General features: G+C 62.6%; 18 protein-coding genes. 5 read left to right on the top strand and 13 right to left on the bottom strand.

Features of this window, described 5'->3' with window-relative positions; translation table 11 throughout:
* Positions 1 to 102 precede the first annotated feature (102 nt).
* The 5 genes from ACZZ0Q_RS00110 (at position 103) to ACZZ0Q_RS00090 (ending at position 3,918) form a co-directional block, all read left to right on the top strand.
* Entirely contained in the window at positions 103 to 1,332 is a 1,230-nt protein-coding gene (locus ACZZ0Q_RS00110; protein WP_463540518.1) for a sensor domain-containing phosphodiesterase, read from the top strand.
* Between the two features lie 118 nt (positions 1,333 to 1,450).
* On the top strand, positions 1,451 to 1,978 hold the full coding sequence (locus ACZZ0Q_RS00105; RefSeq protein WP_463560181.1) for a DUF3455 domain-containing protein: 528 nt from the start codon (positions 1,451 to 1,453) through the stop codon (positions 1,976 to 1,978).
* Between the two features lie 82 nt (positions 1,979 to 2,060).
* Positions 2,061 to 2,615 carry a sigma-70 family RNA polymerase sigma factor gene (locus tag ACZZ0Q_RS00100; RefSeq protein WP_463540519.1) on the top strand — a complete coding sequence of 185 codons (555 nt, stop codon included), beginning with the start codon at positions 2,061 to 2,063 and terminating at the stop codon, positions 2,613 to 2,615.
* Entirely contained in the window at positions 2,612 to 3,319 is a 708-nt protein-coding gene (locus ACZZ0Q_RS00095; protein WP_463540520.1) for an anti-sigma factor, read from the top strand. Before ACZZ0Q_RS00100 ends, ACZZ0Q_RS00095 begins: the two co-directional genes overlap by 4 nt.
* Before the next feature lie 350 nt (positions 3,320 to 3,669).
* Positions 3,670 to 3,918, top strand: a complete 249-nt coding sequence (locus tag ACZZ0Q_RS00090; RefSeq protein ID WP_463540521.1) for a DUF3077 domain-containing protein — start codon at positions 3,670 to 3,672, stop codon at positions 3,916 to 3,918.
* 143 nt (positions 3,919 to 4,061) lie between these two features.
* On the opposite strand, the gene ACZZ0Q_RS00085 is transcribed toward ACZZ0Q_RS00090, so the two are convergent.
* The 13 genes from ACZZ0Q_RS00085 to gspE all read right to left on the bottom strand — a co-directional run bounded on the left by ACZZ0Q_RS00085 (position 4,062) and on the right by gspE (position 15,325).
* Entirely contained in the window at positions 4,062 to 4,595 is a 534-nt protein-coding gene (locus tag ACZZ0Q_RS00085) for a DUF2442 domain-containing protein (RefSeq protein ID WP_463560177.1), read from the bottom strand.
* Complete coding sequence (locus ACZZ0Q_RS00080) at positions 4,592 to 4,831, bottom strand: DUF4160 domain-containing protein (RefSeq protein WP_463540523.1); 240 nt, start codon at positions 4,829 to 4,831, stop codon at positions 4,592 to 4,594. The genes ACZZ0Q_RS00085 and ACZZ0Q_RS00080 overlap by 4 nt, the downstream gene beginning before the upstream one ends.
* Positions 4,832 to 5,018: 187 nt before the next feature.
* Positions 5,019 to 5,270 carry a BrnA antitoxin family protein gene (locus tag ACZZ0Q_RS00075; protein ID WP_122492203.1) on the bottom strand — a complete coding sequence of 84 codons (252 nt, stop codon included), beginning with the start codon at positions 5,268 to 5,270 and terminating at the stop codon, positions 5,019 to 5,021.
* A 187-nt stretch (positions 5,271 to 5,457) separates the two neighbouring features.
* Positions 5,458 to 7,578: an ATP-binding protein gene (locus ACZZ0Q_RS00070; protein ID WP_463540524.1), complete on the bottom strand. Its 2,121-nt coding sequence runs from the start codon at positions 7,576 to 7,578 to the stop codon at positions 5,458 to 5,460.
* A 279-nt stretch (positions 7,579 to 7,857) separates the two neighbouring features.
* Positions 7,858 to 8,379 carry a type II secretion system protein M gene (locus ACZZ0Q_RS00065; protein ID WP_463540525.1) on the bottom strand — a complete coding sequence of 174 codons (522 nt, stop codon included), beginning with the start codon at positions 8,377 to 8,379 and terminating at the stop codon, positions 7,858 to 7,860.
* Positions 8,376 to 9,482: a type II secretion system protein GspL gene (gene gspL, locus ACZZ0Q_RS00060; RefSeq protein ID WP_463540526.1), complete on the bottom strand. Its 1,107-nt coding sequence runs from the start codon at positions 9,480 to 9,482 to the stop codon at positions 8,376 to 8,378. The genes ACZZ0Q_RS00065 and gspL overlap by 4 nt, the downstream gene beginning before the upstream one ends.
* Positions 9,483 to 9,484: 2 nt before the next feature.
* Complete coding sequence (gene gspK, locus ACZZ0Q_RS00055; RefSeq protein WP_463540527.1) at positions 9,485 to 10,459, bottom strand: type II secretion system minor pseudopilin GspK; 975 nt, start codon at positions 10,457 to 10,459, stop codon at positions 9,485 to 9,487.
* Positions 10,456 to 11,223: a type II secretion system minor pseudopilin GspJ gene (gene gspJ, locus ACZZ0Q_RS00050; RefSeq protein ID WP_463540528.1), complete on the bottom strand. Its 768-nt coding sequence runs from the start codon at positions 11,221 to 11,223 to the stop codon at positions 10,456 to 10,458. Before gspJ ends, gspK begins: the two co-directional genes overlap by 4 nt.
* Positions 11,223 to 11,612, bottom strand: coding sequence for a type II secretion system minor pseudopilin GspI (gspI, locus tag ACZZ0Q_RS00045; RefSeq protein WP_463540529.1), 390 nt, complete (start codon positions 11,610 to 11,612; stop codon positions 11,223 to 11,225). Before gspI ends, gspJ begins: the two co-directional genes overlap by 1 nt.
* A complete protein-coding gene (gene gspH, locus ACZZ0Q_RS00040) occupies positions 11,609 to 12,160 on the bottom strand; it encodes a type II secretion system minor pseudopilin GspH (RefSeq protein WP_463540530.1) in 552 nt (183 codons plus the stop codon). The genes gspI and gspH overlap by 4 nt, the downstream gene beginning before the upstream one ends.
* A 6-nt stretch (positions 12,161 to 12,166) precedes the next feature.
* The gene (gene gspG / locus ACZZ0Q_RS00035; protein WP_240994389.1) at positions 12,167 to 12,553 is read right to left on the bottom strand and encodes a type II secretion system major pseudopilin GspG; all 387 of its coding nucleotides are present in this window, start codon (positions 12,551 to 12,553) and stop codon (positions 12,167 to 12,169) included.
* A 49-nt stretch (positions 12,554 to 12,602) separates the two neighbouring features.
* Entirely contained in the window at positions 12,603 to 13,820 is a 1,218-nt protein-coding gene (gene gspF / locus ACZZ0Q_RS00030; RefSeq protein WP_122450014.1) for a type II secretion system inner membrane protein GspF, read from the bottom strand.
* On the bottom strand, positions 13,820 to 15,325 hold the full coding sequence (gene gspE, locus ACZZ0Q_RS00025) for a type II secretion system ATPase GspE (RefSeq protein WP_463540531.1): 1,506 nt from the start codon (positions 15,323 to 15,325) through the stop codon (positions 13,820 to 13,822). Before gspE ends, gspF begins: the two co-directional genes overlap by 1 nt.
* Positions 15,326 to 15,380: the final 55 nt, after the last annotated feature.

Below are 15,380 nucleotides of genomic sequence, written 5' to 3'. Positions count from 1 at the left end.
CGCCTGCATTCGGCCGCACGCACTGCTCATGCAGCTGGCAGCCATGGCCAGCCATTGTTTTTCCGGCTTTAGTTTCAGGCGATTGGTAAGGAGGCTCAGGGAATGACCGCCGTACAACTCGCTGAATTGATCGCGCTGCGCCCTCAGGGCGTGTCCGACTCCAGCTACATCGACCGCGTGCTCAAAGCGCTGCGCACCCACCTGGGCATGGATGTCGCGTTCATCGCCCAGTTTCGCGTGGAGGACCGCGTGTTCACCCATGTGGATGCCGAGGGCGAGCCGCCCATCAGCCCCGGCGACACCCTGGGACCGGAGGCCGGCTACTGCCAGCGCGTGGTTGACGGGCTACTGCCAGAATTAATCGCCGACACGGCCATGTGCCCGCTCGCCCAGGAACTGCCCGAAACGGCCGAGCTGCCCATTGGCGCGCACCTGAGCGTGCCCATTTGGCTCAGCGACGGCCGCCTCTACGGCACCCTCTGCTGCTTTGGCTACACCGCCGACGACACCTTGAGCGAGCGCGACGTGCAGGTAATGCGCGTGTTTGCCGAGCTGATCGCCGACCAGCTCGACAGCGAACTCAAACGCGTACGCGACCGCGTGCACAAGCACCGCCGCATTTCCGAAGTGCTGGCCAGTGACCAGCCCACCATCGTTTACCAGCCCATTCTGGCGGCGCAGAGTCTGGAGCTGTGCGGCTGGGAATGCCTGTCGCGCTTCAGCACCCAGCCGCCGCAAACACCGGACCAATGGTTTATCGAAGCCGCCGAAGCCGGCCTGGGCGTCGACTTGGAACTGCGCGCCATTCAGCTGGCCGTCAAAGCGCTTACCGAGTCGCCCGGCCACACGTATCTAGCCCTCAACTGTTCGCCGCAACTGGTGTACAGCGGGCGCCTGACGCCGCTGCTGCAAAACCTGCCGCCGCGCCGCCTGGTGCTGGAAATTACCGAGCACGCGGCCGTGGCCGATTACGTGCGCCTGGAGCAAGCGCTGGCGCCGCTGCGTCAGCGCGGGGTGCGGCTGTCTATCGACGACACCGGCGCGGGCTACGCCAGCATGCGGCACATCCTGGAACTGAGCCCCGACATCATCAAGCTCGACATGAGCATCACCCAAGGCATCGACAACGACTTCAAACGTCGCGCCCTGGCCTCCTCCCTTATCGCCTTCGCCCGTGAAACCGGCAGCAGCGTGGTAGCCGAAGGCGTGGAAACCCAGCAAGAACTGGAAACCCTGCGCGCCTTAGGCGTGCACAAGGTTCAGGGCTACTTGCTGGGTCGCCCGCAACCCTTGACCGAGGCGTTGCTGGGCATGCGCCGCTATCCACACTGAGCGGTAAAAACCATGGGCGAAAAATATTTTTCCGCTGCTGCATCCAATCGCCCCTCCCACGTGTAGTACCTCCAGCAGCCGATTGCGCTGCCCGCTGATCCCTACTGGAGATAACCGCATGAACAGCAAAAACCTGCTTGGCCTCGCCCTGCTATCCAGCTGCCTGCTGGCCCCCGCTGCGCACGCCGCCATGGAACTGCCCGACAGCGTGAAAGTACCGGAGGGCCACAAAGTGGCCCTGGAAACCGTCGGCAAGGGTGAGATCACCTACGAATGCCGCGACAAGGTTGATGCAGCCGGGCAAATGGAATGGTTCTTCGTCGGCCCCAAAGCCGTGCTCAGCGACCGCAGTGGCAAGCAGGTCGGCACCTACTTTGGCCCGCCCGCCACGTGGCAAGCTCAGGACGGCTCGAAAGTAACCGGCACCCAAGTGGCCGTCGCGCCGTCGGGCGCCGGGAACCTGCCGTACCAACTGGTTAAAGCCAACCCGGCCGAAGGCAAAGGCGCCATGACCGGCGTGGCCTACATTCAGCGCGTGGCACTCAAAGGCGGCGTTGCGCCGGCCACCGCGTGCACCGCCGCCAACAAAGGCAAACAGGAAGTGGTGAGCTACCAGGCCGACTACATTTTCTGGGCCGCCAAATAAGCGGAAACGATCGTGCCGTATGGGCACGCTTAAAGTCGTCTAGGCTGGCGCGTGCCCTTTCCCTCTGCTGACGACCCACACCTTGTCCGAACCTACTTTTGACTACGCCGCCGCGCTGGCCGCCTGCGCCCGGGGCGAACGCGAGGCGTTGCACCACCTGTACCAACAGGAGAGCCCGCGCCTGCTCGGCGTAGCCCGCCAGTTGGTGCGCGACACCGCCTTGGCCGAAGACATCGTGCACGACGCCTTCCTGAAAATTTGGGCAGGTGCCGGCAGCTTCGACGCCGAACGCGGCTCCGCGCGCGGCTGGATCTACAGCGTTACCCGGCACCTGGCGCTCAACTACCTGCGCAACCACGGCCGCGACGTTCAGGTAGACGATGCGCACACGCTGGAGGCGCTCGCCGACCACGCCGGCAGCAACGACAGCGCCGACAATTGGGATGGCCTGATGCAAGCCGAACGCATCCACGGCTGCCTGGAACAACTGGAACCCGAACGCCGCCAGTGCGTGATTCACGCCTACGTCGACGGTTACTCCCACGCAGAAATTTCACACAAGCTGGCGACGCCGCTGGGCACCGTCAAAGCCTGGATTAAACGCAGCCTGGTGGCTTTACGAGGGTGCATGGGATGACCACACACCACGAAACAGACGACGACGCCCTCAATGAACTGGCCGGCGAGTACGTGCTCGGCACCCTGCCGGCAGAAGAACGCGCCCAGGTGCAGGCCCGGTTACCCTTCGAACCCGCGCTGCGCCGAGCGGTAGACCAATGGGAGCAGCGCTTGCACCCGCTGACCGCGCTGGCCAAACCGCACACACCGTCGCGCCAGCTATGGGCGCGTATCGAACGCAGCCTGCTGGCCAATCGACAAACGCCACCCGCCACGCCGTGGTGGAACCTGCTGGCCCTGTGGCGCGGCCTGACGCTGGTGGGTCTGAGCGCCTCGCTGGTGCTCGCCGTGTTGCTTGCCACGCAGACCGTGCCATCCGCCACGCCGACTTATCTCGTTGTTCTGGTCGCCCCGCAAAGCAACGCCCCCGGCTGGGTGGTGCAAGCCAGCAACCCGAACGAAATCCAGCTGATCCCGCTGGGCGTCGCCGAGGTGCCAAGCGACAAAGCGCTGGAGTTCTGGACCAAGGGCGATGGCTGGCAAGGCCCGGTATCGCTGGGCCTGGTCAAGCCAGGACAAACCCTGCACGTGCCGCTGGATAAACTGCCGCCGCTGCAAGACAACCAGTTGTTCGAACTGACCCTGGAACAGAAAACCGGCTCGCCCATTGGCAAACCGACCGGGCCGATTCAGTTTATTGGGCGGGCGGTAAAGGTGATTTGAAGGCGAGTGGAATCGGTGTTTGGGTGAAGCTGCAACGGATCCGAGAAAAAATGCTGTGGAAAAAGTTGCACACAGCTACCCTTGGGTTGCCAGTGTTTCGAAGGCAACCCATATTCCGGCAGTCACTGCAAATTCAGTGATTGGGTGTGGAAGCCCATCGGAACACTAGGCGCACAAGCGCCGCGAACCAAGCAGGCGCTTTTTTTATGCCTGCTGCGTTATGGCGGCTGTGCGCGGGGATACCCTCGGGTATGCCGGTTATCTAGTGTCCGGTCTTCCACACCCGCGTACAGTCGCCACCCATCACGTGGAAGTGATCTGGCGACTCCGTTAACACTAGGAGTTACACCATGACTGCATCAGAAATCACCAAACCCACCACCCTCTCCGTTCCCTTCTGCAAATCCGACGGCAAAGCGCTCTTCCGGGTAAGTGCCGGCGTGCCCGTCGCCTACGCACTGGAACAAGCCTCCAACCTGCTGGCTTGCGTGGAATGGCTTGTACTCAACAGCTCAGGCAAATCCGTAGAAACGACGGCGGTGCAATACCTGAACGAAATGGCTAAAGCTGTGGTGGATGCCTGTCACCCAGGCGAGTAGCGAAGAAGGGCTACGATTTGTGAAGATTCACGAGAAGATTTAGGGCCAAAAATTCAGATAACCCGTTAATTTTCAATTCGTTAACCGATGGTACCCTCATCAATGAGGGTACCGTCAGGCGCGTACAATAGCCTTCGGCCGAGTTAGCCTCGCTTGGCGCCTCGCACTGTTTCAACCGACTTATTACCTTGGCTGACATCAGGCTCTACCCCATACCCTCCTTGCGACTCGCGTACTTCAGCGCCCCCCTGCATCACTTCCCAGCCTTTGCATGCCAACGCGATGTGATACGGAATGGGATTAGGGCCCGAGCTGTATGCGGTAATGGTTCGCCGGGTCAGGTGCAGCGCTTCGGCCGCCCCCGTCAGCGACAGTCCGTGTCGGCGCATCCATTCCTTGAATGCATTCTTGGGCATGGCCTGCCCCGCCTGCTCCATGGCCAGGCGATATAGCGTGGTGGCAGAGAGCTCGATGTCGTCCGGCCACATCACATCAAAACCCCATTCGCCCACCCGCACCTGGCTGAACAATGCGGCATCAAGCAATGGCCGTAGCACGCTGAATGTGTGGATTGGCTCGGCCAGATTAACGGTCAGTGCCCGGCCATCGCTCCAGGTAATGCGCAGCGTCGCTCGTCCACTCGCCTCAGCCCCGGTTATACGCAGCTTCTTGTTCATGCGGCGCTCCCATAGTTCTGTTCATTCCACACGCGCACTAACGTGGCGTGATTATGATTAGCCCACACCAGCTCGGCTTTGAGCGCGCGCTTGTTAGCCCCGCTTCGGCGCTCCGTCAGCGTGGCGATATCGACTAACGACTCACCGTCTGCCGTTTGCACATGAAAATGGGGTGGCGGGTGATCGTGCGGGTAAATTTTTATCTTCCAGCTGTCGGTACTTTCTAACGTAGCCATGATGATCCTGCTAGGGAAATATTTTCCCTATTAGGCTCGTCATAAGTGGGCACCACAATCCGACGCCGGCAGCACGTAGTGAAGGCAACCCGAGAAAACGCTGTGAGAAAAGCGCGCACCAAAAACGCATTTGCCGTAGCCAAAAAAAACGGAGCCTCAAAGGCTCCGTTTTTTGTGAAAGCTGCGCTTAAGCGCTGTGCATCTGCTTCGGATCGTTCTCGACCAACCAGGTGCTGAGGGCCAGGTTGATGCGCTGTTGCCAGTCGCCGCCAGCGGCGCGGAAGGCTTTGAGCACGGCGGGGTCGAGTTGCAGTTGCACGTCTTCCGGTTCGTGGCGCTGCGCTGGCTTAGCCATGCGTGCGCGGGCCGCTGCGGCAGCGGCTTGGGGGTCGCCGAAGAGCTCTTCGAGCAGTTCATCGGTGCTTTGTAATTCGGTCATTGGTTTCCCTCTGCTTACCGGCGCTCCCGGCCGGGTCGCTGCAAATCTTCTTTCCACAACGTTGGTCCAGAATTCTGTACACCCGACTGGGACTCGCCAATTCGCTCAGGAGTTCAGGCAGATCGACCAACAGCAGGGCAAAAATGTGAAGTCGGTTAAGCCGACGGCTCAAAATCGCGGGTTTTGCTCAGGCCGACTTGCTCAAAACGCTCTGCAACATGTCCATCAACGCTTGCGGGCCGTACGGTTTGCTCAGCAGATGAATGTCGGGGGTGAGCTGGTGGTTGCGCGAAATGATGTCGCGCGTGTGGCCGGAGGTGAACACCACGGGGATAGCCGGTTGTTGCAGCTTGGCCCACGCGGCCAGGTCGGCGCTTTTGATGGTGCCCGGCATCACCACGTCGGTGAAGATCAGGTCGACCTCCGCGCCGCTTTGCAGCACGTCCATGGCGGCGTCGCCATTGGCCGCCAGCAGCACTTTGTAGCCCAGCTGCTGTAACAGCTCATCCACAGTGCAGCGCACGTCCGGGTTGTCTTCCACCACCAGAATCCGTTCGCCGCCGGCGCTGCCCGCCTGGTTGAGCTCGGTGGCGGGTTGAGGATTTTCTTCCAGGGTGCTGCGCGGGAAGTACAGGTGCACGGTGGTGCCCTGCCCCAGCTCGCTGGTCATATCGATGTGGCCGCCGCTCTGTTTGACGAAGCCGAACACCATGCTCAAGCCCAGGCCGGTGCCGTGCCCGTTGGGTTTGGTGGTGAAGAACGGCTCGAAGGCATGACCGAGCACGTCAGGACTCATACCGCTGCCGCTGTCGCTGATGGACAGATGTACGTAATCGCCGGGGCTGATTTCCTTGCCTTGGCAATAGGCTTGGTCGAGCGCCACGTTGTCGGCGTGAATGCGGATGGTGCCCTCGCCCTGCATGGCGTCGCGCGCGTTCAGCGCCAGGTTCAGCAGCGCGTTTTCCAGCTGATTGCGGTCGACGTGCACGCTCCACGGCTCGTCGACCAGCTGCAGGTCGACACGAATCATTTCGCCCAACGCCCGCTGCAGCACCTCGCCCAAGCCGTCGTACAGGCTGGTGAGGCTGTACACCGCAGGCGACAGCGGCTGCTGACGGGCAAAGGCTAGCAACTGCGACGACAGCTTGGCACCGCGCTCTACCGCCGCCAACGCCGAACCCAGGCGACGCTGCACGTTGGCGTTGTCCGGTTCCTGGCGAGCGAGCAGGTGCAGGTTGGAGGCGATCACTTGCAGCAGGTTGTTGAAATCGTGCGCCACCCCGCCGGTCAGGCCGCCTATGGCTTCAAGCTTTTGTGCCTGACGCAAGCGCGCCTCGGCGTCGGCCCGCGCCTGCACTTCCGCTTCCACGCGTTGCTCGAGCGTGTGGGTCAGTTGCAGCAGCGACTCTTCCGCCACCTTGCGTTCGTGAATATCGAAAATCAGACCCGGGAAACGCTGCGGCTTGCCGGCCTCGTCGAACTCGCAGCGGCCGCTGGCTTGCACCCACAGGTACTCGCCATCGGCGCGGCGAATTCGGTACTCGGCGTTGTAGGGGCCGCCTTGAGTGAGGGTGTAATGCACCAGCCGCTCAACACGCGGGAAGTCGTCGGGGTGAATCACCGCGTTGGCTAGCGCAATGGGCAGGTTGTCCAGCGACTGGTCCAGCGGATACGAAAACGTGCGGGCAAAACGCTCATCGCCAGACAGCTGATCGTTGGCCACATCCCACACGAATGACCCCAACAAGGCGCCGGCGTTAAGGGCCAGTTGCAGGCGCTCGTTTGCCGCGTCAAACGCCGCTTGAGCTGCACTGCGCTGGCGCTCGGAAATCACGTGGGCCGTGGTTTCCACCACAATCGCCAGTACCCCGGCCGGGGTGCCGATGTCGTCGCATACCGGGCTGTAGTAGAGGTCCAGCCACACTTCTTCGGGCTGGCCGTTGCGCAGCAGAATCAGGTCTTTCTTCTGGTATTCCAGGGTGCCGCCGCCGAGGCAGACATTCATGATGTTGCGGTTGAAATCGGCCACTTCCGGCCAACCCAACTCGACCGGCGTACCGAGCAAATAAGGGTGACGGCCGCCGGCGAACTCGGCGTAGGCGTCGTTGTAAATCATGTAACCGGGCTGGTCCCAGAGCATCACCAGCGGCACGGGAGATGCCAGCAGCATTTGCACGTTGGTACACAAACTTTTAGACCAGGTGTCGATGGCCTCCAAGCCGGTGCTCGACCAGTCGAACGCACGAATGCGCTCGGCCATCTCGCCTCCCCAGCCTGCGCATGCATGGCTCTCCATCAAAAACGACATCGTCCTACCCCTAAAACCTGCACCAGACCCACGAGTTACTGCGGGTTTTGAGCGCGACTGCTGAGGAAAATTCACTGACTTTTCAAGAATGGGCAGTGAGCTAGGGGTGGGAACGCTGGATAAGACTGGCGGCGTATCGCGTGTTCGAAACTAGGCGTCACCCGCGTCATTCTGAATTCCGAACCCTCAGATACGCCGCACGCCACCTTCGCGCATCCACCCCCGCGAGAGAACGCCTGCCCTAGGAACCCTCTGTTCCCCGCCGAGCAACGCCCGCTGTCACTCACCTGCTTGCAGCGTCACCTTGGCATCCACCTTTCCGGTCTCGGCCTTGTCGAAGTTTACTTCGCTCAAGCGCACGCCCTGGCTTTGCAATTCGCTCAGCCACAGCAGCAACGGTTCGAAGGGCGCCTTGGCCAGCGAGATCAGCAAACCGCTGCTGCCGTCGTTGTCCAGGCGCTCCAGGTTCAAGCCGCGCTGCTGGGCGCTGGTGGTGACCAGCCCTTGCAGTTGTTCCGGCGCAAGCACGGTTTTGGTCTGGGCCAGGCCGCGTGCACGAGGGGCGTTTTCCTGGATGTACGCGTAAAGCACCTGCTGACTTTCGTAGTAGCTGCGCGCGCGCTCCAGCCGCTGAACAATCGGCTGCCAAACGAACATGTACAGCAGCACCAGCGCAAGAAAGCCGGCCAGGGCCGACAACGCCACCCGTTCGCGGCTGGGCAAATGCTGCCAGCGCTGGCCCAGCGACGATTGGCGCCACTGCGCCAGCGCCTGTTCTTTCCATAAGCTCAAGGCGTTCATGCGCCACCTCCCAGCACAACGCGCGCCGTAATGCCTTCTTCTTCGCGACTGGCAGAGCCGAGCTGCACTTTCATGCCGCCTTCCACCAGGCGCTGGCGAAGTTGCTCAAGCGCGGCGAAATCTTTGGCGCGAATTTGCAAGGCCAGGTCACCGCGCACCTGGCTGTAATCCACTTGCACCACCGACAGCGGCGACTTGGCTTCGGCAATCGCGCCGGACGCCTGCTCCAGCATGCTGATAAACCCGCCTTCGCTTTGCTGCCCCTGGCTCAAATGCTCGGCGAACTGCGCCTTGAGGTTGACGATGCGTTTGTCCTCGGGGAACAGCTCTTTGTAAAGCGCCACGCTCGCGTCGTTGAACGCATCGCCGCGCCGTTCCAGTTGCCAGGCCTGCACCAGGCACGTGCCCAGATACAGCACCGCCCACACGCCCAGCACGGCCACGAACGGGCGCCAGATGGTCCAGGCTTTGTTGTCGCTGCGCGGGGCGAATTCGCCTTGGGCTAAGTCAACGGCCCTGCCACGGCCTTGGGCCAACAGCGTGTAGGGGTCTTCGCTGGTTGCCGGCTGCACCAGGGTGTCGAAGAAGGGCTGGAACTGCGGCCAGCGCTCGGCGGCAATCGCCAGTCGCGTATCCAGTTCGCCGCCGAGCAACACGCGCTCGCCCATCGCCAGCGCCTGTTCGCCGGAGCGCGGCAGCAGGTCGGCGTCGAGGTAAATGGCGGTGATGTTCAGGCCGATCTCTTGCAGCTCATCCAGCCAGCCGCCCAGCAGCGCGCGGCGAATGGCGAACACGCGGTAACGGCCCTCGGCGGTCATGTCGCCCAGCGCCAGGTGAAACAACTCGACCTCTTCGGCGAGCAATTCTTCAACGGCGTAAGGCAAGGCCTGACGCATCCACCGCGCCTTTTGCGTCGGCAAGCTGATCACAAACGCGCTCGCCGCTTCCATCGGCAGCACCAGCGCCACCGCGCGGCCTTCCAGGCTGGCAGCGCATTCGCTGGCGGGCAACCACTGGCCGATGCCGTTTTCAGGCTGCCAGTACAGCGCGGCCTGTTCGCCCAGTTCGCGGCCACAGGCGGGCGGCAAGAAAAGGCAGTCCATGGTCATTCTCCCGGTTGCTCGGCCACCGGGCTGAGGTAGCCCGGCTGGCCTGTGTCTCGGCGCAACACGCGCACCACGCCCTTGGGGTCGCGTTGCAGGGTGCTGAGCAATACCTGGCGGCGGTCGCCAAGGCGCACTTCGCTGCGCACCTGAAAGTAGGCACTTCCCACGGTCAGGCCCGCAGCGGTCACCCCGGTGCCAGCCAAAGCCGGCTGGTCGAGGAAACTGCGAATCTCTTTGTAGCCTTCGCGCCCACGGCCGGCGAGCAGGCCTTGCGCCGAGGCCGGATCCAGACTGTCGCTCAGGCACGACAGCACCATGGCGCTGGCCGTGTTCACGTTCAGCGCCACCTTGGCCGGCAGCACCGCCACGTAGGGCAGCAAGCGGCGGTAGTCCTGCTCGGTCATGCCCAGCAGCAGACGCAGTTCGGAGATGTCTTGCATGGCGTGGCCGGCGGTGCGGTAAGGCGGCTGCATGAGTAGATAGGCGTTGTCTTCGGCGCCGAACTCGCCGTTGGGCTCCTGGTCTTTGTCGAGCCAATCAACCAGGCGCTCGGCATACGGCTGCTCGATTTTCAGGCGCAGCAGCAAGCGCTTGAAGCGCTTCACGGCCGGGTCGTTGGCGCGCTCGTCGATCACCAGGCTGTTGAGGTTGAAGCGCCCGGCGAGGTCTTCAATGGCCACGCCAATTTCCCCACCGTCGATGGGAAACACCGGCAGCGGTTTGGCCCAGGCTTCAAGCGGATGATCGATGGTGGCGCGCGGGTCCACGCCCTTACCCTTGAGGTCGCGCAACAGCACCGCCTGGCCCAACGCCTCGCCACCTAGCGCGTACTGCCGGGCCTGGCTGATGACCAATTGATTGCCAGCATTGCGGATCGACAGTTGCTGACGTGCAATCAAACCCGCGCACACCAGCGTGACAATGGCCACCACCAGCAACACGGTAATCAGCGCCACGCCACGCTGTTGTTTCATAGCGCGGCCTCGCTCTCGCTGCCTTTTTCAGGCGAGGAGACCGGGGTTTTGCCCTCGGTGTTTTCGTCGTTCTTTTTATCACCTGCACCGCCGCCATCAGGGTTAGCCGGCGCGTCGCTGGCTTCTTCTTTCATGCCAGGCTCAGGCAAGCGATACAGGCGGGTCAGTTCACCGTAGTGGCGATGTTCAAGCTTCACTTCCACCGCCAGCGGCATCAGCTTTTTCGCCTCGTCGGCACTGACATTGTTCTGGCTGGAGGGCCACTGCTCCTGCCACTCGCCTTTGTCATCCATAAAGCGCAGGTGCATGGCCTGCACGCCGGTGAGCACTTTTTGAATGCGCGGCTGGCTGTCCACCGCCTGATCGAGCACGTTCCAGTACAGGCGCTCCAGATTCCCACCGGCCAGCCGCCAGCGCACGCGCTGCACCTGCGACCGCGTGCTACCCAGGGGATTGCGCCAGCCGTTGCGACTGAACTCCAGCGCCGCGTCGCCATCGCTGGCGCCCAGCTCGCCGATCAGCGTGGCGCGCTCGTCGCCGTAGGCATCACGCACGCTGCGGTTCAGAGTTTGGGTAATGTCGCGGTCGAGCGAGGCGAAGGCGCGGCTCAGCTCGCGCAGGTCGCGCTCGTGTTGGCGCGTGACTTCATCGGTTTTCAGCACGGTGGACAACATGCGGTACGTGCCCATGGCCAGCAGGGAGAAAATCGCCACGGCGATCATCACTTCCAGCAGGGTAAAACCCCGTTGCGCCGCGCGCTTCATCAACTGCGCACCGAAAGAAAACCGGTAAGGCTTTGCACCGCACGGTCTTTCACCGGCCCGGTGCTGCCGCGCTCGGCCTTGGGCGCGACCCATACGGTGACGCGGCGCATGCCCTTGTCGCTGGTGCTCTCGATTTCGCTGTGGGTTTCCCATTCGCGACCGCCGAACTCGAGACTCTTGTCGTCGCGCCCTTCACCGGGGGTCGGCACTTTGAGCTGCAATTCGGTCACGCGGTTTTCCGCAATCCAGCCCGCCAGGGTTTTCGCCTCAAGCTGCTGGGCCACCACCAGGCTGCGGCTGCTGGCGGTTAATACAGACGCGGCAACCGTGGCGAAAATGGCCAACGCCACCAACACTTCCAGCAAGGTAAAACCGCGCTGCTGAGTCATGGCGAACTGTCCATTTCTGCACTCGGCAATTGGTAGCCATCGCTGGCCAGCGCATAGGCGTTGCCGCCAGCGCGCCGTTCTTCCAGCCGCAGGCGAAAGGGCGAGAGCTCGCCGCTGGACAGAATCAGCAGCTGCGGCACCAGCGGGTCTTTCTTTTCTTCGCTGCTTTTCGCCAGGCCGGGCTGGTCGTCCTGCGCTTCAGGCTCGGGTAGTTTTAGCGCTTCGCCATCCAGCTCAAGCACCAGACGCAGGGTGGCCGGGGTGCGGTGTTCCTTTTGGGTAGCGGCGTCGGCCCAGGTGCCGGAGAGGTTGTCGTAGCTGAGCACGCGGTAGCCTTCTGCATTCACCAGCAGGCCGTATTCCTGGCCGTCGAGCACGGCCTCATCGGCCAGCACGCCGATCAGTGCCGCCAGGCGCTCGGCTTCATTGCGCAGCTCGCGGCTGCCGGTGCCGTTGCCCATCGAGAGCACGGCCAGGCCCACCATCGTGCCGATGATGACGAGCACCACCAGCAACTCGATCAGGGTGAACCCACGGGCGGCGCGCATGGCGGCTTAGTTGTCCCAGTTGCCGATGTCGGCGTCGCTGTCGTTGCCGCCTTCTTTGCCGTCGGCGCCCAGCGAGTACAAATCGAACGGGCCTTTGGTGCCCGGCGCCAGGTACTGATACGGGTTGCCCCACGGGTCGACCGGCAATCGCTTTAGGTAACCGTCTTTGTTCCAGTTCTTCGGCGCCGGGTTGCCACTCGGTTTTTTCACCAGCGCATCGAGGCCTTGCTGGGTGCTGGGGTAGGCGAAGTTGTCGAGCTTGTACATGTCCAGCGCAGCGGAAATGGCCTTCACGTCGCCACCGGCCACGGTGACTTTGGCCTGGTCCGGACGGCTCATTACCTGCGGCACGATAAGCGCGGCGAGAATGCCGAGAATCACCACCACCACCATGATTTCAATCAGCGTAAAGCCGGCCTGTTTAACGCGTTGTTTCACTCAGCTACCCCACAAGTTGGTTAAGAGAAAGAATCGGCAGCAGGATGGCCAGCACGATCACCAGGACCACCGCGCCCATAAACACCAGCATGAACGGCTCGAACAGGCCGACCATCATGGCAATGCGCGCCGCCAGGTCGTTCTCCTGATTACGCGCGGTGCGCGACAGCATCTGGTCGAGCTCGCCCGACTTTTCGCCGCTGGCGATCATGTGCCGCATCATCGGCGGGAATTCATTGGTCTGCTCCAGACTGCGCGTCAGGCTGCCGCCCTCGCGCACTTTTTGCGCGGCCACTTGCACCTTGGCGCGGATGGAACGGTTGGTAATCACCTGCGAAGAAATACCCAGCGCATCCACCAACGGAACGCCGCTGCGGGTGAGAATCGCCAGGGTCGAGGCGAAGCGCGCGGTATCGGTGGCGCGTGCCAGGCGGCCGATCACCGGCAAGCGCAGCAAAATGATGTGCCAGCGCAGGCGCGTGGCCTCCTGCCGCAAGGCCGCGCGAGCCATTACCGTGCCCGCCACGCCCGCCACCACAAACAGCCAACCCCAGTTCTTCACCAGATCGCTGGCGGCGATCAGGCCACGGGTAAGCGCCGGCAGTTTCTGCCCGGAATCGAGGAACACCTTGACCACGTCCGGCACCACATAGCCGAGCAAAAACCCGACGATGATCAGCGACGTTGCCATGAGAATCAGTGGATACAACAGCGCCAACTGCACACGCTGGCGCGACTGCTGGCGCTGCTCGGTGTAATCCGCCAACTGCTCCAGCACCAACGACAAATGCCCCGCGTGCTCCCCGGCCGCGACGGTGGCGCGGTACAACTCGGGAAAGGCCGACGGGTATTCCTTGAGGCTGGCCGCCAGGCTGTTGCCCTCCAGCACCCGCGAACGCACCGCCAGCATCATCGACTTAACGCGCGGCGTTTCACTCTGCTCCGCCACCGCCGACAGCGCTTCCTCAATCGGCATGGCCGCTTGCACCAGTGTTGCCATCTGCCGCGTCAGCAAGGCCAGGTCCGCCGCCGACAAGCCGCGCTGAAAACGAAAACTGCCGCCTGCGCTGTGCTCTTTGTGGCTGCGCGTGGGCTTTACATCCAGCGGCGCCAGTTGTTTATCGCGCAGCAACTGACGCACCTGACGAGCGCTGTCGCCCTCCATCACACCGCGCCGCTGCTGCCCGCGCAGGTCCAGCGCCACATATTCGAAAGCCGCCATTACTCCTCCCGGCTCACGCGCAACACTTCTTCCACCGTAGTAACGCCGGCCAGCACGTTGCGCCGGCCGTCATCGCGAATGCTCGGGCCGCTGGTGCGGGCGTGGCGGGTCATTTCCTGCTCGGAGGCGGCGTTGTGCACCAGCGTGCGCATGTGGTCATCGAACACCACCAACTCATAAATACCGGTACGCCCGCGATAGCCAATCTGGTTGCACTCGCTGCAACCCTTGGCGCGATGCAGCGTCAGCGTGGTGGCCGGGTCGATGCCCAGCAATGCGCATTCGGCGGCGTCGGCCTGATACGGCACCTTGCACACCGGGCACAACGTACGCACCAGACGCTGGGCCAATACGCCCAGCAACGAAGACGACAACAGAAAGGGCTCAATGCCCATATCAACCAACCGCGTGATCGCGCCGATGGCGCTGTTGGTGTGCAGCGTGGACAACACCAAGTGCCCGGTAAGCGAAGCCTGCACAGCGATTTCGGCGGTTTCTTTGTCGCGGATTTCGCCGACCATCACCACGTCCGGGTCTTGCCGCAGAATCGCCCGCAGGCCGCGAGCAAAGGTCATGTCGACTTTTGAATTCACCTGGGTCTGGCCGATGCCTTCAAGGTGGTACTCAATGGGATCTTCCACCGTGAGGATATTGCGCGTGCCAGTGTTCAGGCTGACGAGGCTGGCATACAGCGTGGTGGTTTTACCCGAACCGGTCGGGCCGGTGACCAAGATGATGCCGTGAGGCTTGCGCACCGTGTCTTCCATCAACCGCTGATCGCGCTGGCTCATGCCCAAGTGCGTCAGGGTCAGGCGCCCGGCCTGCTTATCCAGCAACCGCAACACCACCCGCTCGCCATTGGCCGACGGCAACGTGGATACCCGCACATCCACCTCACGCCCGCCGACGCGCAGAGAAATACGCCCGTCCTGCGGTACACGCTTCTCGGCGATATCCAGCTTGGCCATTACCTTGATCCGCGACACCAGCAGCCCGGCCAACTCCCGGCGCGGCTGCACCATCTCGCGCAAAATGCCGTCGATACGAAAGCGCACCACCAAGCGTTTCTCAAAGGTTTCGACATGGATGTCGGACGCGTTTTCCTTCACCGCCTCCGAGAGAATGGCGTTGATCAAGCGAATGATCGGCGCGTCGTCCTCCTGCTCCATCAAGTCTTCAGTTTCCGGCAAGCGCTCGGCCAGGCTGGCCAGATCCATGTCATCACCCAGGCCCTCTACCATTTGCATGGCCGCGGACGAATCCTGCTGATACGCCTCGCTCAACGCCTGATCGAACGCCGCGTTATCCACCTCAGCCACATCCAGCGGCCCACCCGCAAACCGCAACGCCTCCGCCACCGCCATCAACGCCGCCCCCGGCCGATACACCACCCGCCCCGCCTGCAACAACACGCCATGGCGCTTGGCAAACGCAAACGGCAAACGACGCACCGCCACCGCTTCAGCGGGGGTGTCGAGCGAATCGAGAGAAGGGAGAACCGACATTGCACAATCCATGTGAAAACAGCGACGGGAACACGGGCAGAACAGCCCGCTAAAC

The organism is Pseudomonas sp. AC070 (assembly GCF_979258635.1).
Note: the sequence above shows the minus strand (reverse complement) of the source record. Positions and strands in the feature narration are given on the sequence as shown.